Here is a 20,918-nt window from a genome sequence, read left to right on the forward strand (position 1 = left end):
ATGAACAATTTGGAATTGAAAAATCCCGCCTATTTGTTCGAGGTAAGCTGGGAAGTGTGTAATAAGGTTGGAGGTATACACACGGTGATCTCAACGAAGGTGTTGAGTATGGCCGGGGAATTCAAGAACAACCATATACTGATCGGACCCGACGTGTGGCGGTATGACGTGCCGAACCCCGAGTTCACGGAAGACCCCCATCTGTTTAAATCATGGAGGTTGAAGGCTGCTCAGGAGGGACTGCGTATAAAAGTGGGACGTTGGAATATAGCGGGCAATCCCGTGGTGATCCTCGTGGATTTTACCTCGTTTATCCCACAGAAAGACCAGATACTGACTTCTTTTTGGGAGAAGTTTCAGATAGATTCAATCACGGGTCAATGGGATTACATAGAACCCGTGCTGTTCGGTTTCACGGCAGGCAAGGTGATCGAGAGTTTCGTGCGTTATCACGTGTCGGCTCGCCAGCAGGTGATCGCCCAGTTCCACGAGTGGATGACCGGAAGCGGTTTGCTCTACTTGCGGGACGTGATGCCGCAGATCGGCTGCGTGTTTACCACGCACGCCACGGTGTTGGGGCGTAGTATCGCCGGCAACGGATTGCCGCTGTATGATCCGATGAAGGAGTACGACCCGATGGAAACGGCTCGCCGTTTCGGAGTGGTAGCAAAACAGTCGCTGGAAAGTAAGTCGGCGCAATGGGCGGATGCCTTCACGACGGTGAGCGACATCACAGCATTGGAGTGCGACCATTTCCTTGGAAAGAAAGTGGATATAGTTACCCCGAACGGCTTCGAGAATAGTTTTGTCCCGGATGAGGCAAACTATCCGAAGAAACGCCAAGAAGGACGGGATCGGTTGTTGAAAGTAGCCCAAGCACAATTGGGCAAGGCGATGGCTGAAGATGCCTTGATCGTGGGTATCAGTGGGCGATACGAGTTTAAAAACAAGGGAATCGATGTGTTTATAGAGGCTCTCGGGCGTTTGAACCGGAACGGGGAGAACAAACGGAATGTGCTCGCTTTCATCCTGGTACCGGCGGGATACAAGGGGGTGAACCGGGAACTGGTGAACAATTTGGAACGTCCCTATCAAGCGGTGGAAACTGTGTTGCCATACGTGACGCATGAGCTGTCTGACCCGCAGAATGATCCCGTGTTACAGAAACTGGGCGAGGAACAGCTGTTGAACCGGACGGAAGACAAAGTGAAGGTATTTTTCTCCCCGAGTTACCTGAACGGGAACGACGGGGTATTCAATATGCCGTACTACGACCTGCTCGTGGGTATGGATTTGACGGTATTCCCCTCGTATTATGAGCCGTGGGGCTACACGCCGTTGGAAAGTCTGGCGTTCAAGGTGCCGACCATTACGACCACGTTGGCGGGGTTCGGCTTGTGGGTGGAATCCTATTACAAGAAGGCGCACCCGGGAATCGAGGTTATCTATCGGGACGACCGGAACAACGAGGAGGTGGTGCAGAAGATTGCCGACAAGATCAAAGAGGTGGCTGCCATGAATAAACGGGATTTTCAAGCGATCTGCAAGAATGCGAAGGAGGTTTCCAAGATTGCCTTGTGGGAGAATCTGGTTTCTTATTACAGGGATGCCTACCGTATGGCGACAAACAAGGTGAACGAGCGTATTGCCGAACTCCGGATCGTGGAGGAGGAGCAATGGTCGTTTATCGAGAAGAAGACAGTCTCGACCACGCCGAACTGGATATCGGTGATTATTCACCGTTCCATCCCGGAACGTCTGAGGGCGTTGGAAGAGCTGGCAAACAATCTTTGGTGGTGCTGGAACGAGGAAGCTGTCGAGTTGTTCAAAAGCATCGATTCGTTGCAGTGGATGCTAACCCGCCATAACCCGATAGCCTTGTTGGATAAGATTTCCTTGAACCGTTATAAAGAGTTGGAGAATGATGAGGAATTCGTGGCACGTCTGACATCTGTATATGCGAAGTTCTCGGAGTATATGGAGGAGAAGAAGCAGATGAGTGAACCTTCTATCGCTTATTTCAGCATGGAATACGGGTTACATTCATCGTTGAAGATATATTCCGGTGGTTTAGGAGTTCTTGCCGGGGATTACCTGAAAGAGGCAAGTGACAAGAAAACGAAGATCACGGGTGTCGGTTTGTTGTATCGTTACGGTTACTTTACGCAGAAGTTTTCGTCTGCCGGGAATCAGGAGGCGGAGTACGAGGCTCAGGATTTCACGAAAATACCGGTTACTCCGGCTCGCGATGCCAATGGCAATTGGTTGACGATCAGTCTTACTTTCCCGGGACGGGAGGTGTATGCCCGAATCTGGAAGGTGAACGTGGGACGGGTAGAGCTTTACCTGTTGGATACCGATTACGAGGACAATCAGGAGGCTGACCGCAGTATCACGCATTTCCTGTACGGGGGCGACTGGGAAAATCGGTTGAAACAGGAGATATTATTGGGTATCGGTGGTATCCGGGCTTTGCGCCGATTAGGTATTGATGCGGACGTTTATCATTGCAACGAGGGACACGCTGCGTTTATCGGTTTGGAGCGTTTGCGGGAATACGTTTCTGAAGGGCAACTTTCGTTTGCGGAGGCGATGGAGGTGGTTCGTGCTTCTTCGTTGTTCACGACCCATACGCCGGTGCCTGCCGGGCATGATTCATTCTCGGAAGGAATGTTGAAGACTTATTTTTGGTTCGTGCCCGATCGGTTGAAGATCACGTGGGAGCAGTTGTTGGCATTGGGACGGGTGAATGCGAACGACCCGAACGAGAAGTTTTCCATGAGTTTCCTTGCGGCAAACCTGTCGCAGGAAGTGAATGGCGTGAGCTGGTTGCACGGCAAGGTAAGCCGGGATATATTCAAGGGGCTATACCCCGGGTATATGCCGGAGGAATTGCACATCAGTTACGTGACAAACGGGGTGCATTACCCGACTTGGGCGGCTCCCGAGTGGAAAAAGATACAGATGAGCGTGTTCGGTGAGAAGTTTAAGACTCACCATTACGACAAGGCTTGCTTCGAGGGCATTTATCAAGTGCCCGATTCGATGATTAGCGAGGTGCGGAGCGTGTTGCGCCGTCGATTGATTCGTCATATCAAACATCGTTTGGCTGACGAACAAGTCACGGCATATTTTACCCCGAAGCAGATTGTTGATATACAGGACACCCTGCGGGATGATATTCTGACTATCGGTTTTGCCCGTCGTTTTGCGACATACAAGCGGGCGCACCTGTTGTTCCGTAATCTCGATCGTCTGAATGAGATAGTGAATGACCCGGATCGTCCCGTGCAGTTTATCTTCGCTGGGAAAGCGCATCCTGCCGACCAAGCGGGACAGGATCTGATTAAACGGATCGTGGAAGTATCGAAATATCCGCAGTTCTTGGGTAAGATACTATTCCTGCCGAATTACGATATGGATTTGGCACGCTTGATGGTGCAAGGGGTGGATGTGTGGATGAACACGCCTACCCGCCCGCAGGAGGCTTCCGGTACCAGTGGCGAGAAAGCCGCTATGAACGGGGTAATGCATTTCAGTGTACTCGACGGTTGGTGGGTAGAAGGTTACCAAAAGGATGCCGGTTGGGCATTGCCGATGGAAAGAGCCTACGAGAATCAAGAGTTCCAAAATGAACTGGATTCGGAGATGATATACAATATCATTGAATCGGAGATCGCTCCTGCTTTCTATGACCGGGCTGCCGACGGTATCTCCGCTTCGTGGTCGGGATACATCAAGAACACAATCGCTAAGGTGGCGGCTAACTTCACGTCCAACCGGATGTTGACGGACTACGAGGAGAAGTTCTACCTTCCCATGTCCCGCCGCTATCACCGTTTGCGCGAGAACAACTATGCCGTGGCGAACCAAATCGCGGAGTGGAAGAAGAAGGTCAGCCGTGAATGGGACTCCGTGCAAGTGGACGGTTTGATATTGCCGGATAAATCTAAACAGATCATTTCTCTCGGTAAATCCTATCAGGCGAAAGTCACCCTCGATTTGGGCGAGTTGTCTATTGATGATGTTGGTATCGAGTTGGTTGCTATGATGAAGAAAGACGAGAATCTTGAAGTTTGCTTTACGCAGGAGTTCGTTCCCGTGTCTTTCGAGAATGGCAAGGCGCTCTACTCAATAGAGGTAACTCCGGATGATCCCGGGCAGTTCATGCTAGGCTTACGGATATTCCCGAAGAATATATTGTTACCACACAGGCAGGACTTTGCCTTGGTGAAGTGGGTATAGAGGGAGTTGGTGGTGAGGCGGTTTTTTATTAGATTTGACGTGTTGGAAATCTTATATGTCTGTCCGGTAGAAAAAGGAGGGTGTGCCGAAACACACCTCTCCTTCAAGTTATTAAAGAAAAGTTTTAAAAGGTTTATCGTTTGCGGTTGTAGAACATGATGTCAAAGTCTTCTTCTCCCGGGTTGCGGTGTTTGAATTCGTTGATCTTGCTGCCGTAAGCATTCACTTTTACTTGGTAACGTTTTACTAGACCGAACAAGATGCTTTTCATTCTTGAATTGTAGCGCGGGCTTAGCACGACATCAGTAGTCTTTTCCCTCCAGCGCCTTGTATAAGGCTGCCGAACGAACTTTCAAGGTCCTTCCTTTAAACACGGAAGCGGCACCTTCTTGTGATGTTTCCGTGTACTTTTTGTCTCCCCATACCCTAAACGATAAGAAGTACCAGGCTTGTGCTTCGCCTGAAATTTTTTGAACGTTGTTCAAATCTAGAGACGCACCGATCGGGTTGATAAAACGTCTGTGTTCGTGTTTTTCGCCACGTTGGTTGTTTTACTAAGCGTGGAACAACTGCTCATGAAAAGAGCGAGACCAGCAATCAATAATAAAGTCAAGTTTTTTATACTGTATGTGTATTTATTTGTGAATTAATACGCGAATGTATGACAAAGGTGATGTATCGATCAAGTTCATAATGGTTCACGAGGATAAAAAATAGTATTATGGATAAAATTATTGAATTTTTATTATTATTTATTGGAATATTAAAAATAATGATGTATATTTGCAGTGTAAAATTAAAGATATAGTGATCACGAGTTATTGATTTTACTGTTGAGAGAATGGGTTCGTGCGGGAGATTAATTTTTTTTAGATAAAATTTTTACAAGCGTTTTGCACGGGAAGGGCACCTTTAAATTTTTGCTTGGTTGTTATTAAATTTGGAAATAGAATAAAATTTGTAGATGGTGCGGGGGCTCGACATGCGAGAAGAGGTTGAAGGATTGAGGGGGGTAATAATAATTTTGTCAAAATAATTTTAATATGGCAAAGATTTATCCTGACCTCGCTGGAGGTTACAAGGGGGCTGTTGGTGGAACCACGTATTATTTCTGGAAGGGTGATAATATCGCCCGTAAAAAAGGTGTTCCCGGTAAAAAATCAAAATCGGGAGAGGCTGTTGAACAGCGTATGAAGTTTGCTGAATTAGGTATTTTTTCTCGCAAACGGGGATGGAAGTGGACTCGAATTGTTACCCGGATGATCGGGTGTATGGTGTCCTGCTTGAAAAGGAGCAGAAATTGTGTCGCTTGGTTGCGCTTCGCGAGAGTGGCGAGAGTGGCTCCACGTCGGTGACGATCCCGGGGGCGTGGAAGGCGGAGAGTATTGAAGCGTACGCTTTTGCGGTGAGGGCGGACGGCAAGATGGCGTCCGATACTTTGCACGTGAATATCGAGAGCGGGAATTAAGAGGTGTGTTTTAACACACCTCTCTTTTTAATTTTTTACTTTATGAGAATAGAAGATTTTATAAATGACGTCTTGCGTGGCAAGAAGGGAAATTTGATTATTTACAAGAGAGGCGAAACGTGGTGTTTGCGGCGGGCGGACGGAACAGCGTTCTCGGGATGCAGGTATTATCGTTTCATGTAGCGATCCATTTCTCGTTTGGCATCTTTCTGCTTGAGGGTTTCACGTTTGTCGTACTCTTTTTTGCCTCGGGCAAGGGCTATGCGCAGTTTGGCGAATCCTTTCTCGTTGAGGAAGAGGCGGACGGGCACGATGGTGAGTCCGCTTTCCTTCGTCTTGCGTTCGAGTTTGACAAGTTCTTTGTGTTGCAACAAGAGCTTGCGGTCGCGGCGTTCAATATGGTTGTAGTAGGTGCCCAGTTTGTACTCGGCAACGTACATCCCTTTTACCCACAGTTCCCCGTTGTGGAAATAGCAGTAGGCGTCGACGAGGCTGGCTTTCCCGGCACGGATGGATTTGATTTCCGTCCCCGTTAATACGATGCCTGCGGTGTATTCCTCAAGAAACTCGTAGTCGAAGGAGGCTCTTTTGTTCTTTATGTTGATGTCGTTTTGCATACTTTTATATATTAAGCGTGATGGTAGGTACCCTGAACAGGAGCATGAGCAACCGCTGGATAATCATCGGCGATACGACGAGCAGTAGCCCCGCTATGATAAGGGTACTCTTGCGGAGTTGTACGTTCAGACGGCTCATTTGGTTTATCCCGATGTAGAGCGTGCGGAGGCAAAGCAGGCTGAGCAAGCCCAGCAACTGGCTGAAAAAGCCGTCGGGCATTCCTTCCGAGAGGCAATGGAACACGATGAATATTGCCGAACAGTAGACCGACAGCCGGAGTGCCACGTTGTTGGCTTCGGCGATCTTGTCGGTGAGGTATTCGCGGGTGATGCGGTACGTGAGGTATGCCCCGCCAACGGAGGTAGCGAAGGTGATGGCGGCTGTCAAGAGGGCGTAGAGGGGGGGCGTGTGCAATAGCTGTAAAACTAGGGTACAGGCGGAACTGGTTAGGGTTAGGGGTACGAGGTATCCCCGGAAGACTTCGGCTCCTGCGATGTCTTCCCGTTTCACGGCTTGCCACTCAGTGTCCGGGTGGAACAGCATTTCCCGTGTTCTGGCGTATATGCCCTTGAAATTCGCTCTTTTCATCATACCGCAAAAGTACGAATTAATTTTAGATTTAATAAATTCTGTGATTTATTGATTGCCGATTCTGTGATTCTAATATTGAATGAATAAATCGTGATAATATTGTAACATATTTTTCTTTAATTTCGTTAGTGTTAAACGTGAGAAAGTTTAGCGAAAAGCGATCGCTGCGGGGAATTGCCTGCTGCAACGGGTGGAAAGATCATATCGCCGCAGAGCATCGCCATTGCGACTTCCGCTTGCGACCAGCAAGGGCAGGAGGGTAGCATTGAAGGCGGCTATCCCTTACGTGCTGGTTTACGTGGTGATTACCGGGGTGGTGTATTTTTTTGCGTGATGGGAAAACCGGAAAATGAAACTTGTAACTAATTATTATATTATGAAGATAGGATTATTTATACCCTGTTATATTAATGCGATCTACCCGAACGTGGGAGTAGCGTCGTACAAGTTATTGAAGTCGCTGGGATTGGATGTCGATTACCCGCTGGATCAGACGTGCTGCGGGCAACCCATGGCGAACGGAGGTTTCCAGAAGGATTCCGCGAAGTTGGCGGAACGGATGGAGCGGTTGTTCGAGAAGTATGATTACGTGGTGGGGCCTTCGGCAAGTTGTGTGGTTTTCGTGAAAGAGCATTACCCGACGTTGCTGCACAAGGAGGAACACGCTTGTATCAGCAGCCGGATATTTGAGATTTGCGAGTTCCTGCACGACGTGGTGAAGGTCGAAAAGCTGAATGCCCGTTTCCCGCACAAGGTGAGCATTCATAACAGTTGCCACGGCGAGCGGTTGTTGCACTTGTCGTCGCCGAGCGAGCTGGTGATCCCTCGCTATTCGAAGTTGAAGGATCTGTTGTCGCTGGTGAAGGACGTGGAGGTGTTCGAGCCGAAACGGGTGGACGAGTGCTGTGGTTTCGGGGGAATGTTTGCAGTGGAGGAAGCGGCGACATCCGTGTGTATGGGGCAGGACAAGGTGCATGACCATATGTCTACCGGGGCGGAATACATCACGGGAGCCGACAGTTCGTGCCTGATGCACATGGAAGGTATCATTCGCCGGGAGAAGTTGCCGATCAAGACGATACACGTGGCGGAGATATTAAGTAATGGTTTGTAAATAATGTAAATCTATATATTATGAGTTCACACGCGAAAGCAGCCAAGAAGTTTATCGCGGATAGGGAGAGGACGGCGTGGCATGACCAGGCACTCTATTTCGTCCGGGAGAAAAGGGATAAGATGGCGCATGATGTGTCCGAGTGGGAGGAATTGCGGGAGATGGCTAGCCGGATGAAGCGGCACACGATCAGTAATCTGGCGTATTACCTCGATATGTTCGAGCGGAACGCCACGGCGAACGGGATACACGTGCATTGGGCGAAGGATGCCGAGGAGCATAACCGTATCGTGTACGAGATCATACAGAAACACGGGGGTAAAAACTTGGTGAAGAGTAAGTCAATGTTATCGGAAGAATGTGGATTGACGCCCTACCTGAAGGCTCGGGGAGTGGATGCCGTGGAGTCGGATTTGGGGGAACGGATCATGCAGTTGATGGGGATGCCGCCCAGCCATATAGTGCTTCCCGCTATTCATGTGAGGCGGGAGGAGGTGGGAAAGGTGTTCGAGAAGGAGTTGCACACGGAGCCGGGGAACAGTGACCCGACTTACCTGACGCATGCCGCTCGTGCTGCTTTGCGGGAAAAGTTTCTGCATGCGGATATTGCCATGACGGGGGTCAATTTTGCCGTGGCTTCGTCGGGGGCTTTCGTGGTCTGCACGAACGAGGGGAATGCCGATATGGGTACTTCTTTCCCGAAGGTGCATATCGCCATCATGGGATTGGAGAAAGTGATCCCGGATTACGGGGCGTTGTCGTTGTATATTCGTTTACTAGCTCGTTCGGCGACTGGGCAACCCTCGACGACTTATACCTCGCATTACAAGAAACCGGTGGAGGGGCAGGAGATGCACGTGGTGATCGTGGATAACGGGCGTTCTGATATCCTGGCTTGCACGGAACACGTGAATATGTTGAAGTGCATCCGCTGCGGGTCGTGTATCAACACGTGCCCGGTGTACCGCCGTACGGGCGGGTATTCTTACTCCTATTTTATCCCGGGACCGGTCGGGATAAACCTGGGGATGCTGAAGTCTCCGGAGAAATACTCGGGTAACGTGTCGGCTTGTTCGCTGTGTTATTCCTGCTCGAACGTGTGCCCGGTGAAGATCGACTTGGCGGAGCAAATCTACAAGTGGCGGCAGAATCTGGCACCGCTGCATCTTGCCGCCCCGTCGAAGAAGTTCATGGAAAAGGGCATGAAGTTCGTGATGGAGCATCCCGGTCTGTTCTACCCGGCAATAAAAGCCGGACGGATTGCGGAGAAAATGCCTCGCTTCGTGCTATATAACAGCCTCGACGCGTGGGGTATCGGGCGGGAATTACCACAATTTGCCGAAGAAACATTTAATGCAATGTGGAAGAAAGGAAAAATGAAATGATTTTAGATTTTAAATTGTAAATTTTAAATTGAATAATTGAAGTTTACGAGTATTCTTGTTATTGTCTGTCGAGAGTTTTTTAATCTAAGATCTAAAATTTAAAATCTAAAATTAGGTTATGGGTAGTAAAGAAGAAATATTTGCAAGGATAAAGGCGCATGGCGTCGATCAGGTGGAACGTCCGGAGATGACGTTTACACCGTTGACTTTTCCCGAACCGCTGGTGCAGTTCGAGAAGATTCTGAAAGCGGTGGGGGCGAATTACGTGTTGCTGGAAAAGGGGCAGGACGTGAACGAGGCTATCCGGAAGGCGTACCCGGAGGCGAAGACGATCGCTTCCAATTTGCCGGAGGTTACTTGTGCAACGGTGAATCCCGATAAACTGGATGATCCCCGGGAGTTGAACGGCACGGATGTGGGGGTGATTCGAGGAGAGTTCGGGGTGCTGGAAAACGGGATGGTGTGGATTAATCAACATACCCGTTATAAAGCGTTGTTTTTTATCGCCGAGGCGCTGGTGGTTTTGCTGGATCGTAATGAGTTGGTGAATAATATGCATGAGGCTTATGCCCGCCCCGATTTTGATGATTACGGTTACGGGTGCTTTATCGCCGGTCCCTCGAAGACTGCCGATATCGAGCAGGCTCTAGTCATCGGGGCTCACGGGGCAAGAGGGGTGACGGTGATTCTTCAGCACCCTCCTTTATAATTATTTATTCTTCTTCCTTCTTCCCCGCCTCTTTCAAGAAGAAGCGATAGGCGGCGAAGGACACGAGCAAGGGGAAAAGATAAACTATGCCGGGCGAGAACAGGGCAAAATACCATGGAGCTCCCCATTCCGGGTGGTCTGCAATTTGTATGATTTGGTAACCCACGTGGACGATGCCGACGCAGAGCAATAGGATAGCGGCAATGCCGAATAGTTTTCTGTTCTTGAGCGCTTTTGTCTTTTCCATAAATTTGTTATTTACTTTGGGCAAGTTGCAGGTTACAAGTTTCAAGTTCATTTTAAACTTGTAACCTGCAACTTGTAACTATTTATTTACTGTATAAATGTTTGATACCCACCCGGTGACCTGCCACGGCGAAATAAAGGATAAACAGGTAGCATGGCACTACCATCCAGTATGCGCCTTGGAAGCCCATGCAGGGGGTAAGCGAACCGTATAACATCGGAAGCAAGGCTCCCCCGGCGATAGCCATGATGAGCAGTGCCGATCCGGTTTTCGTGTGGCGTCCCAAGCCGAAGATGGCAAGCGGGAAGATAGCAGGCCACATCAGCGAGTTGGCAAGGCTTAACAAGGTTAAACACCAGATGGATGTGTTAGCCGGAAGAACGGCAGTACATATCCCGAGGATCACGCCTAGGATGGCGCAGTAAGCTAAAGCTCGTTCTTGGGTGATGTATTTCGGGATGGCGATGATACCGATAATGTAACCGACGATCATGGCGATCATACCGAAGGTCGGGAATACCCGTGCGGTTTCCATGTTCATATCTAATGATTTGGCGTACCCGATGACCGTGTCGATAGCGATCACCTCGACTCCCACGTAAAGGAACAGGGTGACAATGCCGATCCACAAGTGCGGAAAACTGAATATGCTTGATTTACCCCCGTGTTGGATGCTGCCTTCTTCTTCTTCCGGATCTTCGATCTGGGGAAGCGGTGAGAATCGCACGAATAATGCCAGCACGACGAGCGATACCATAATCACGACGTAAGGCACGATGGATTTCGATGCCAAGAGGTCGAGTTCTGCCGCTTTCTGGATAGGGTCCATTGTCTTTAGGCTTGCTTCCAGCGCATCGATGTTTTTCAACATGATTGACCCGAGGATAAGCGGGCTGATGGCGCCAGCCACCTTGTTGCAAATACCCATGATGCTCACCCGTTGGGCGGCACTTTCCGGGGCTCCCAGTTCAATCACGTAAGGGTTGGATGCGGTTTGCAGCACGGAAAGCCCGGTACCCATGATAAAAAGACCTAACAGAAATAAACCGTAGGTGCGGGTCATAGCCGCGGGGATAAACAACAATGCCCCGACTGCCATCACGAGCAACCCGAGCATCATTCCGTTTTTGTAGCCTGTCTTGCGCAATACCCATGACGAGGGCAGAGCCATGACAAAGTAGGCAATGTAAAAGGCGAAGGTCACGAGGTAGCTTTGCCACTCGTGTTGCAGCTCGCAAGCAATTTTAAGATAAGGGATTAGGGTAGCGTTCAACCACGTGACGAACCCGAAAATAAAGAAGAGGATACCGATAATGATAATCCCCATGCTGTAAGAGTTTTTCTTTTGTTCCATCATCAACTAATTAAAAAAATACATAAACACGTAAACACATAAGAATCCTACAAAGTTATTAATTTTTGATAATGCTGGATGAAATTGTAGGATTTTATTGTTCGAAGAGGGGAGAATAATAAAACGAGGCAGTCGAAACAGCCTCGTTTACAATTAATCTAATAAAGAAAAATAGAGATGTTAGTTAGTGTGTTTTCGCTAATTCTGATTCCAGTTCATCGCTATCATGTCCGGAGAAAATGATATTTCCCGCGGGATCGATGAACAAGAATGTCGGTATAGATAAGGAGTGCTTCCCTTGTAATTACGAAGTTTGGCGTACCTCTCTTTTTTTAGTGATTTGACAGAATTGACAGAAATACCCGGTGTGTTGGCTATTTCCTGGTTTCCCATTCTTTTATCACGTCTTTGAAATGGGGGGGGAGTGCGTTGGAAAATCACGAGGAGTGTAGTGTGTAATAATGTAAATAAAACATATGCATGACTGGTATTTGATTTATATCATCTCCCATTCAACTCCTATTTTAATAGGAAGTTAATAGCAAATAATTAGGATATGAAAACGTTATTCTACAAATAAGATATATATAAAATTTATTAGCTCTCTCTCTCTTTAGTAGGAATACATAAGGATTTCTTCTTTATTTCATGTGGAGGTCTATGGTGTCTCCTTTTTTTGTATCTTCGCCATTCGAATAGATTTGATAAAGATGAAAAAGAAAGGTTTGATAGTTGCCGTGGACGGGCATTCTTCGACAGGGAAGAGCACGGTGTCCAAGATTTTGGCGGCACGTTTAGGATATACTTATATTGATACGGGGGCGATGTACCGGATCGTGACGTTGAAGGCAATGCGGGACGGGTTAATCCGTGACGGCAAGGTGGACGACGAGGGGTTGAAACGGGTGCTCCCGACGATCGTTTTCGGTTTTAAATATGATGAAGGGAAGCGGCGTTACGAGTCGTACATGGATGGGGAGTACGTGGAAGCGGCGATCCGGGGAATGGATGTGTCCGGTAACGTGAGCGTGGTTGCCGCGTTGCCTTACGTGCGGGAGTTGTTGGTGGAGAAGCAGCGGGAGATGGCACGCGAGGGGGGAGTGATCATGGACGGACGGGACATCGGCAGCGTGGTATTCCCGAACGCTGAAGTGAAGTTTTTCATGACGGCGAGTCCCGAGGTGCGTGCCGAGCGGCGTTACAAAGAGTTGACGGAGAAGGGCGAGCGGGTGACTTACGAGGAGGTGGAGGCGAACGTGCGGAAGCGGGATTATATTGACGAACACCGGGAAACTGCCCCGCTGGTGCGGGTGCCGGATGCCGTGTTGATTGATAATAGCGATATGACGGTGGAGGAAGAAGTGGAGAAGATGATACAGATCATTCGTTCAAGATATGAGAGTAGAGATTGATGAAAATTCCGGTTTCTGTTTCGGTGTGGTGAACGCCATTGCCAAGGCGGAAGAAGAGTTGCAAAGGGGAGAGCTTTACTGCATCGGGGACATCGTGCATAACAGCCGTGAAGTTGACCGCTTGAAGGGGTTGGGATTGCGGACGATAGACCACGAGGCATTTGCCGGGTTGAAAGATTGCCGGGTGTTGTTCCGGGCGCATGGAGAACCGCCGAGTTCTTACGTGTTGGCGAAGGAGAACGGTATCGAAGTTATTGACGCTTCGTGTCCCGTGGTATTAAATTTGCAGCAGAAGATTCGGGCGGCATACGAACGGGTGAAAGTGAATGGCGGGCAGGTGGTGATCTACGGGAAGCGGGGGCATGCCGAGGTGAACGGGCTGGTGGCACAGACGAACGGGGAAGCGCTGGTCGTGGAGCGGGAGGAAGATTTGGGGGGAATTGATTTCTCGCAACCGGTGATCCTGTTCTCGCAGACGACGAAGAGCCTCGATGGGTTCAAGCGAATCGTGGAGCTGGTGCGGGAAAATGCCCGGGGTAGTGTGGAGGTGAACGACACGATTTGCCGCAAGGTGGCTAACCGGATACCACAGTTGAGGGAGTTCGCCGTGCAGCATGACGTGGTATTGTTCGTGAGCGGGGAAAAAAGTTCTAACGGCAAACAATTGTTCGCCGTGTGCCGGGAAGTGAACCCGAGAACCTATTTCGTGCAGGGAGTAGACGACTTGCGGGCTGACATGTTCGAGGGAGCGGAAAGCGTCGGAATCAGCGGGGCGACCTCTACACCGAGATGGGTGATGGAAGAGATACAATTTTCAATTAATACGAGTTATGGGAAAGATTAATAAAATAGGTGTTTTAACCTCGGGAGGGGATGCACCGGGAATGAATGCCGCGATTCGGGCGGTGGTGAGAGCGGCAATATTTAACGGCTGCGAGGCGTATGGGGTTTACGATGGCTATGAAGGGTTGATCGAAGGAAATGTGAGAAAATTAGAATCTCATGACGTGAGTAATATCATCCAACGGGGGGGGACGATTCTGAAAACGGCGCGGAGTGCCGAATTCCGTACCCCGGAGGGGCGAACGAAGGCTTACGAGCAAATGCAGAAGTTGGGGCTGGATGCGCTGGTGGTGATCGGCGGGGATGGAACTTTCTCGGGAGCCCGTTTGCTATGCCAAGAGCATAACGTGCCTGTCGTGGGGATTCCCGGTACGATAGATAACGATTTGTACGGTACGGATTACACGATCGGGTACGACACGGCGGTGAATACCGTGGTGGAGGCTGTCGACAAGATACGCGACACGGCGAGCGCTCACAACCGTTTGTTTTTTATCGAGGTGATGGGACGTGATGCCGGTTTTATTGCCTTGCGTTCGGCGGTTGCCACGGGTGCGGAAGCGGTGTTGGTGCCGGAGATCGAAACGGACGTGAACGATCTGGACAAGTTCTTGGAACATGATTATAAACCCCATAAATCGAGCGGTATCGTGATCGTGGCAGAAGGGGATAAGTCGGGAGGGGCTTACACGATCGCGGATAAGATCGCTAAAAAGCATCCCGAGTATGACGTGCGGGTGACCGTGTTGGGGCATATCCAACGGGGCGGATCGCCTTCGGCATTCGACCGCGTGACGGCAAGTACGCTGGGCGTGGCAGCCGTGGATGCTTTGCTGGACGACCAGACCAGTATTATGGTGGGTATCATGAACAAGGATATCGTGCATATTCCGTTCAATAAAGCGATCAAGAATACCAAACCGTTGAACAATAATTTGTTGGGGTTGACGGAAATTTTGTCCATTTAATAATTCTGTGATTGCCGATTGAGTGATTAGGCGATTCTTTAATCACTGAATCGGCAATCACTAAATCACTGAATAATTGTAATTCGTTTTGTTGTACGCTGACGTCATCATCCCCCTGGGTGTGGAGAGTTTTTTTACTTATTCGGTACCGGAAGAATATGAACGTTCGGTAACGGTGGGGGCACTTGTGGTTGTTTCGTTCGTGAGAAACAAACGCTACACGGGGGTCATTTACGCGTTACATTCTAATCCACCCGTGGGGTTCGAGGCTAAACCTATCGAACGGGTGATAGAGGAAGGGTTTGCCCTTTCCGAATCTCATTTGAAGTTTTTGCTGTGGTTGAGCGAGTACTATATGGCTCCCCCGGGAGAGGTGACCCGGGCGGCGTTGCCTGTCGCCATGCGTCTGGAAAGTTACACGAGCCTTTGCCTGTCGGGAGAATGGAAAGAGGGAGGGTTTGAGACGGGAGAGTGGAGTCCGGCAGAACGGGAGGTCCTCGGGGTGTTCCGGCAAAACGGGGAGATTTGCATGGCGGAGGTGGAGAAGCTGTTGCGGAAGAAAGACGTGTACGTGGCGGTGCGCTCTTTGTTGGAACGGGGTGTTATTCACGTGAAAGAGTCCGTGGATGATCTGTTTAAGCCCAAGTTGGAACGGTTGGTTCGTTGGGCGAGGGAGTTTTCTAACGAAGAGTTGGGGGAGATCATGGATGAGTTGAAGCGGGCGAAGGCGCAACAGAAGATGTTGTGCGACTGGATTATATATTGCGACGAGAATCACGCGGATTCGTTACCGAGGGCGGAGTTTGCACGGTTGATCGGCAATTCCGCTTCAGCGTTGAAGGGATTGTGTGAACGGGGGGTGTTGGAGATCGCGGCGGTTGAGGTAAGCCGTCTGGATAGCGCGGGGGAGGAAATGCGGGACATGCACGCTTTATCCGAGGCGCAGGAACAGGCGTTGGTGAAGATTCGGGAGGATTTCAAGGAGAAGGATTGCGTGTTGTTGCAGGGGGTGACTTCTTCCGGGAAAACGGAGGTATATATACATTTGATAGAAGAAACGATACGGCAGGGGAAACAGGTGTTGTATCTGTTGCCGGAGATCGCGTTGACGGTGCAGATCGTGAAGCGTTTGAGGCGGGTGTTCGGCGACCGGGTGGGGGTGTATCACTCGGGAATGACGGACAATGCCCGTGCCGAGATGTGGCGCAAACAGAACGGGACGGAGCCTTATCCCGTGGTGCTCGGTGTGCGTTCCTCTATTTTCTTGCCTTACCGGCGGCTGGGGTTGATTATTGTAGACGAGGAACACGAGGCTTCCTACAAGCAGAAAGAGCCCGCGCCCCGTTATCACGGGAGGGATGCTGCCATTATGCTTGGCAAGATGAACGGGGCGAAGATTTTGTTGGGGTCTGCCACTCCCTCGTTCGAGAGTTACCAGAACGCCATGAGCGGCAAGTACGGTTTCGTGGAGTTGGCTACCCGGTTCGGTGAGGTGATGATGCCGGAGTTGATATTCGTGGACGTGAAAGAGTATCGCCGGAAAAAGATGATGAAAGGGAGTTTTACACCCGTGTTGCACGAGGAGATGAAACAGGTGTTGGCGAAGGGAATGCAGGTGATCCTGTTCCAGAACAGGCGGGGGTATTCTACTTATCTGCAATGTGACCGTTGTGGTTCTGTTTTGAAATGCAAGCATTGCGACGTGAGCATGACTTATTATCGGTTCCGTAACACGTTGAATTGCCATTATTGCGGCAGTTTGCGGTCTGTGCCGGCGGTTTGCGAGGAATGCGGTCAGGGGCATTACGTGAATCGTACCCCGGGGACGGAACGGATAGAGGAAGAGGTGAAGCAGTATTTCCCGGATGCCCGGGTGGCTCGCATGGATTTGGAAGTGATGAGTAATAAAGTGAAATTCCGAGCTTTGATCGACGAGTTCGAGGCGGGGAATCTGGATATATTGATCGGCACGCAAATGGTGTCCAAGGGGCTGGATTTCGAACGGGTGAAATTGGTCGGGGTGATGGATGCCGATAGTCTGGTTAGTTTCCCTGATTTCCGGGCGGAAGAAAGGGCTTATGATATGCTGATGCAAGTGAGCGGGCGTAGCGGACGGAAAGGCGAACGGGGGAAAGTGGTTATCCAGGTTGCCGACCGGGAGAACCGGGTGTACCGATTGGTGAGGAAAGGGAGTTTTCACGGGTTCTACACGTTCTTGTCGCGCGAACGGGAGATGTTTAATTATCCTCCTTTTTCTCGATTGATCCAGATTGAGTTGAGGCACACGGACGAGTATTCATTGCGTAACGCTGCCAACGAGTTGGCGAGAAAGTTGCGGGAGCGGTTGGAACGTCGGGTGTGTGGTCCGGCGGAACCGGAAGTGGGGAGGATTCGGAAGATGTATCGTGTACAGGTGTTAATCAAAGCAGAACAAGGACTCTCTTTGTCGAAACTGAAGTCTTTTCTCCGGCAGAAATGCGACGAATTGTTAAAAGGAGAAACGGGCAAAGGGTTGAAAATTTATTTCGATATAGACCCGTTGTGAATGAAATTTTCAAGATTTCTACTTATTGTTAAGTGATAGTGGGGGAAAATAAGCAGTTTTCGAGAGGCTGATTGTTAATAAATGTGCGACAGGAAAGTGTTAAATGTTAAAATTGTAGTCTTATCTCGGTAATAATCCGTAATTTAAGACGAGATTAAAAATTATTTGGGAAAACCTTAAAGGTTGCATTAACATTATTTAGTAGCTTTGGTTTTAACATTTGACGGAATAATCTCTATTTTTGGAAAAACGGAAACGGAGATAGGGATTTGAAAAACTCTTTCCCGTAAGTTTGAAACCGATGTGGTATTTTTGACGTTTAAATATAGTATTATAAATCAATATAAAAATCAATGATATGAATACGGTTGATATCAAAGCATTGAACGAGCGCATACAACAAGAGAGTTCTTTTGTCGATATGATTAACATGGAGATGAACAAGGTGATTGTCGGACAAAAGCACCTGGTGGAAGGACTTATGATCGGTATGCTTTCTAATGGGCATATTTTATTAGAGGGAGTTCCCGGGTTGGCAAAAACTTTGGCGATCAATACCTTGGCACATATTATTAATGCTAAATTTAGTCGAATCCAGTTTACCCCGGACTTGTTGCCCGCCGACGTTGTGGGTACGATGATCTACTCCCAGAAGAAAGAGGAGTTTGTGGTAAAGAAAGGTCCTATTTTCGCTAATTTTATCCTGGCGGATGAAATTAACCGTGCCCCGGCAAAGGTGCAATCCGCTTTGCTTGAGGCTATGCAGGAACGCCAGGTGACGATCGGGGATATGACTTACAAGTTGGACGAGCCTTTCCTGGTAATGGCTACGCAAAACCCGATCGAGCAGGAAGGTACTTACCCGTTGCCGGAAGCGCAAGTCGACCGTTTCATGTTGAAGGTGGTGATCGATTACCCGAAGAAAGACGAGGAAAAATTGATTGTTCGCCAGAATTTGGAAAAGACTTTCCCGGTGTCCAATACGATTCTTCAACCGGAAGATATTTTGCGTGCCCGTGAAGTGGTGAAAGAAGTTTATTTGGACGAGAAAATTGAAAAATATATCGTGGATATCGTGTTCGCGACTCGTTACCCGCAGGAACACGGGTTGGAAAAATTTGTTTCCATGATCGCTTACGGTGCTTCACCCCGTGCTAGTATCAGTTTGGCGAAGGCGGCACAGGCTTACGCGTTCATCAAACGCCGCGGGTACGTGATCCCGGAGGATGTGCGTGCCGTTTGCCATGATGTGTTGCGCCACCGTATTGGTTTGAGCTATGAGGCTGAAGCTAATAACCTGACGAGTGAGGATATTATCAGCGAAATTTTGAACACGGTAGAGGTGCCTTAGTAATTTAAAATTGAAAGTTGAAAATTGAAAATGAAATGATTTTCAGTTTGAGATTTTCGATCGAAGGACGTGGCGGCTTTGTGCGGCTGGAATCTAAAATCTAAAATCGATAAATCTAAAATTAATAAGGTGGAGACTTCAGATTTATTAAAACGTGTTAGGCAGATCGAGATAAAGACGCGGGGATTGTCGAGCAATATTTTCGCGGGGGAATACCACACGGCTTTCAAGGGTCGGGGAATGACGTTCAGTGAGGTGCGGGCGTACCAGTACGGGGACGATATCCGTAGTATCGACTGGAACGTGACTGCCCGTTACAATCATCCCTACGTGAAGATATTCGAGGAGGAACGCGAACTGACGGTGATGTTGCTGATCGACGTGAGTGCCTCGCGTAATTTCGGAACTGTCTCGAAGCTGAAAAAGAACCAGATCACGGAGATCGCGGCTGTGCTGGCTTTCTCGGCGATCCAGAATAATGATAAGATCGGGGTGATTTTCTTCTCGGATCAAATCGAGAAGTTTATCCCGCCGAAGAAGGGACGTACGCATATCCTGCATATAATTCGGGAATTGGTAGATTTCTACCCGGAACGTAAGCAGACCAATATAGCGATGGCTTTGCAATACTTGACGAATGCCATCAAGAAGCGTTGCACTTGTTTTCTGATTTCAGATTTTATGGACGAACATGATTTCGAGCATCCTTTGATGATCGCGAACAAGAAGCACGATTTGGTGGCTTTGCAATTGTACGACCGCCGGGAGAAGGTGTTGCCGCCCGTGGGATTGATGTACTTGACGGATGCGGAAACGGGCGAAAGCGTGTGGGTGGATACAGCCGACAAAAAGGTTCGGGATCAGTTCGAGGCGTATGCCCTGGAACGGGACAAGGAATTGGATCGGATATTCAAGCATGCCGGGGTGGATATGGCATCCATCAGTGCCGATGAAGATTACGTGAGGTCGTTGATCGCGTTGTTCAAGAGAAGAGGGGCTGGCTATTAATTGAAAATTGAAAATGGAGAATTGAAAATGAAAAATAGAGTTGTTCTATTCGTAATATTGCTATTGTCCGGTATCGGGGGATTGAAGGCGCAGAGCAGGGAATACGCGGCAGAGCTCGACACCAATTATATCATGATTGGTGACCAGATCAATTTCAGAATGAAAGTAAAGGCGGAACCGGGATTGAAAATCGTGTTCCCTCAATTGAAAGACACGTTGACCAAGGGGGTGGAGATTATTTCCGGTCCTGTCCGGGATTCGATCAAGGAGAGTGACGGTCGGATGCTCGTGCAGGAAAGTTACGTGATTACCTCTTTTGATTCTGGGGTGTTCATGATTCCTCCCATGCCGATCGAGATACAGCAGGAAAGCTATAACAATACTCTGCGGACAGACCCGCTGGAGTTGATCGTGAATACTTTCGTGGTCGATCCGCAAAAGGGGAATTTCGATATCGTGATGCCTTTGGCTGCGCCTTGGACGTTTGCCGAGATATTGCCTTATTTGTTATGGACGTTGTTGGTCGTTGTGGTCATATTATTGGTTATCTGGATTATCAAGTTTAGAAAATCCCGTAAGACTTTGTTCGGTCACGAGAAACCGGCTATACCTCCGTACGTGCTTGCCATGAAGGCTTTGGAAGAAATTAAGAAAGAGAAATTGTGGCAAAGCGGCAAGACGAAAGAGTATTACACGCAGTTGACCGATATAATCCGGAATTATTTGGACGGGGAGTTAGGTATTTCGGCGATGGAACAAACTTCTTTCGAGACGTTGAAGGCGTTGGAGAAATGCGAGCAGGTGAATGCCAAGCAACGGGATAAATTGGCGGATATGTTCGAGACTGCCGATTTCGTGAAGTTTGCTAAGGCTGAGCCTTTGCAGGACGAGAATGTGCGCAATTTGGATATCGCTTATGATTTCGTGCAAGAGACGAATGACACGATCCGGGAGGCGAACGAGAAAGAGCGTCTGGAGCAGGAGTTGAGGGAACAGCAGGAACGAGAGGCCGCGGAGGCGACAAAGCAAGAAGGGGAGAAAAATCATGAAATCTAAAATC

General features: G+C 49.0%; 19 protein-coding genes and 1 pseudogene. 15 read left to right on the top strand and 5 right to left on the bottom strand.

Features of this window, described 5'->3' with window-relative positions:
- Positions 1-4,245: an alpha-glucan family phosphorylase gene (gene glgP, locus A3CY_RS0101010; protein ID WP_018336018.1), complete on the top strand. Its 4,245-nt coding sequence runs from the start codon at positions 1-3 to the stop codon at positions 4,243-4,245.
- A 133-nt stretch (positions 4,246-4,378) separates the two neighbouring features.
- Here the strand turns inward: glgP and A3CY_RS22790 are convergent, their stop codons facing one another.
- The gene (locus A3CY_RS22790; protein WP_155828145.1) at positions 4,379-4,516 is read right to left on the bottom strand and encodes a hypothetical protein; all 138 of its coding nucleotides are present in this window, start codon (positions 4,514-4,516) and stop codon (positions 4,379-4,381) included.
- 772 nt (positions 4,517-5,288) lie between these two features.
- Between A3CY_RS22790 and A3CY_RS22795 the strand changes: the two genes are divergently transcribed.
- From A3CY_RS22795 to A3CY_RS22800, 3 genes are read left to right on the top strand one after another with little or no spacing between them, the layout of a single operon-like run.
- Positions 5,289-5,600 (top strand): hypothetical protein, encoded by a 312-nt coding sequence (locus A3CY_RS22795; protein WP_155828146.1) that lies wholly within the window; start codon positions 5,289-5,291, stop codon positions 5,598-5,600.
- Positions 5,555-5,713, top strand: coding sequence for a hypothetical protein (locus A3CY_RS0101025; RefSeq protein ID WP_155828147.1), 159 nt, complete (start codon positions 5,555-5,557; stop codon positions 5,711-5,713). Before A3CY_RS22795 ends, A3CY_RS0101025 begins: the two co-directional genes overlap by 46 nt.
- Positions 5,714-5,755: 42 nt before the next feature.
- On the top strand, positions 5,756-5,896 hold the full coding sequence (locus tag A3CY_RS22800; protein WP_155828148.1) for a hypothetical protein: 141 nt from the start codon (positions 5,756-5,758) through the stop codon (positions 5,894-5,896).
- Here A3CY_RS22800 and smpB read toward each other — a convergent pair.
- Positions 5,881-6,330, bottom strand: coding sequence for an SsrA-binding protein SmpB (gene smpB / locus A3CY_RS0101030; RefSeq protein ID WP_018336022.1), 450 nt, complete (start codon positions 6,328-6,330; stop codon positions 5,881-5,883). The two genes, A3CY_RS22800 and smpB, sit on opposite strands and share 16 nt — an antisense overlap.
- A 4-nt stretch (positions 6,331-6,334) precedes the next feature.
- Entirely contained in the window at positions 6,335-6,922 is a 588-nt protein-coding gene (locus A3CY_RS0101035; protein ID WP_018336023.1) for a YIP1 family protein, read from the bottom strand.
- A gap of 183 nt (positions 6,923-7,105) precedes the next feature.
- On the opposite strand from A3CY_RS0101035, the pseudogene A3CY_RS0101040 reads away from it, so the two are divergent.
- The 4 genes and pseudogenes from A3CY_RS0101040 to A3CY_RS0101055 all read left to right on the top strand — a co-directional run.
- Positions 7,106-7,256: pseudogene (locus A3CY_RS0101040) on the top strand (L-lactate permease); the annotation flags it as partial.
- Between the two features lie 42 nt (positions 7,257-7,298).
- A complete protein-coding gene (locus tag A3CY_RS0101045) occupies positions 7,299-8,036 on the top strand; it encodes a (Fe-S)-binding protein (protein ID WP_018336024.1) in 738 nt (245 codons plus the stop codon).
- Positions 8,037-8,053: 17 nt separating this feature from the next.
- Positions 8,054-9,421 (top strand): lactate utilization protein B, encoded by a 1,368-nt coding sequence (locus A3CY_RS0101050; protein WP_026207172.1) that lies wholly within the window; start codon positions 8,054-8,056, stop codon positions 9,419-9,421.
- Between the two features lie 118 nt (positions 9,422-9,539).
- Positions 9,540-10,130 (top strand): LutC/YkgG family protein, encoded by a 591-nt coding sequence (locus tag A3CY_RS0101055; RefSeq protein WP_018336026.1) that lies wholly within the window; start codon positions 9,540-9,542, stop codon positions 10,128-10,130.
- A gap of 4 nt (positions 10,131-10,134) precedes the next feature.
- On the opposite strand, the gene A3CY_RS0101060 is transcribed toward A3CY_RS0101055, so the two are convergent.
- Together A3CY_RS0101060 and A3CY_RS0101065 are read right to left on the bottom strand one after the other, a co-directional pair.
- Positions 10,135-10,377, bottom strand: coding sequence for a hypothetical protein (locus A3CY_RS0101060; protein WP_148375528.1), 243 nt, complete (start codon positions 10,375-10,377; stop codon positions 10,135-10,137).
- Between the two features lie 82 nt (positions 10,378-10,459).
- Positions 10,460-11,731 (bottom strand): sugar MFS transporter, encoded by a 1,272-nt coding sequence (locus A3CY_RS0101065; protein WP_040371227.1) that lies wholly within the window; start codon positions 11,729-11,731, stop codon positions 10,460-10,462.
- Positions 11,732-12,441: 710 nt separating this feature from the next.
- On the opposite strand from A3CY_RS0101065, the gene cmk reads away from it, so the two are divergent.
- From cmk to A3CY_RS19980, 7 genes are all read left to right on the top strand, one after another.
- Positions 12,442-13,143, top strand: coding sequence for a (d)CMP kinase (gene cmk, locus A3CY_RS0101070; protein WP_018336029.1), 702 nt, complete (start codon positions 12,442-12,444; stop codon positions 13,141-13,143).
- Complete coding sequence (locus tag A3CY_RS0101075) at positions 13,127-13,987, top strand: 4-hydroxy-3-methylbut-2-enyl diphosphate reductase (protein WP_018336030.1); 861 nt, start codon at positions 13,127-13,129, stop codon at positions 13,985-13,987. The genes cmk and A3CY_RS0101075 overlap by 17 nt, the downstream gene beginning before the upstream one ends.
- A complete protein-coding gene (pfkA, locus tag A3CY_RS0101080) occupies positions 13,974-14,954 on the top strand; it encodes a 6-phosphofructokinase (RefSeq protein ID WP_018336031.1) in 981 nt (326 codons plus the stop codon). The genes A3CY_RS0101075 and pfkA overlap by 14 nt, the downstream gene beginning before the upstream one ends.
- An 88-nt stretch (positions 14,955-15,042) precedes the next feature.
- Complete coding sequence (gene priA / locus A3CY_RS0101085) at positions 15,043-17,499, top strand: replication restart helicase PriA (protein ID WP_018336032.1); 2,457 nt, start codon at positions 15,043-15,045, stop codon at positions 17,497-17,499.
- Between the two features lie 358 nt (positions 17,500-17,857).
- The gene (locus A3CY_RS0101090) at positions 17,858-18,850 is read left to right on the top strand and encodes an AAA family ATPase (protein WP_018336033.1); all 993 of its coding nucleotides are present in this window, start codon (positions 17,858-17,860) and stop codon (positions 18,848-18,850) included.
- A gap of 129 nt (positions 18,851-18,979) precedes the next feature.
- Positions 18,980-19,858 carry a DUF58 domain-containing protein gene (locus A3CY_RS0101095; RefSeq protein ID WP_026207173.1) on the top strand — a complete coding sequence of 293 codons (879 nt, stop codon included), beginning with the start codon at positions 18,980-18,982 and terminating at the stop codon, positions 19,856-19,858.
- Positions 19,859-19,885: 27 nt separating this feature from the next.
- On the top strand, positions 19,886-20,914 hold the full coding sequence (locus A3CY_RS19980) for a BatD family protein (RefSeq protein ID WP_051082698.1): 1,029 nt from the start codon (positions 19,886-19,888) through the stop codon (positions 20,912-20,914).
- Positions 20,915-20,918: the final 4 nt, after the last annotated feature.

The organism is Butyricimonas synergistica DSM 23225, assembly GCF_000379665.1.
GTDB classification, from domain to species: domain Bacteria; phylum Bacteroidota; class Bacteroidia; order Bacteroidales; family Marinifilaceae; genus Butyricimonas; species Butyricimonas synergistica.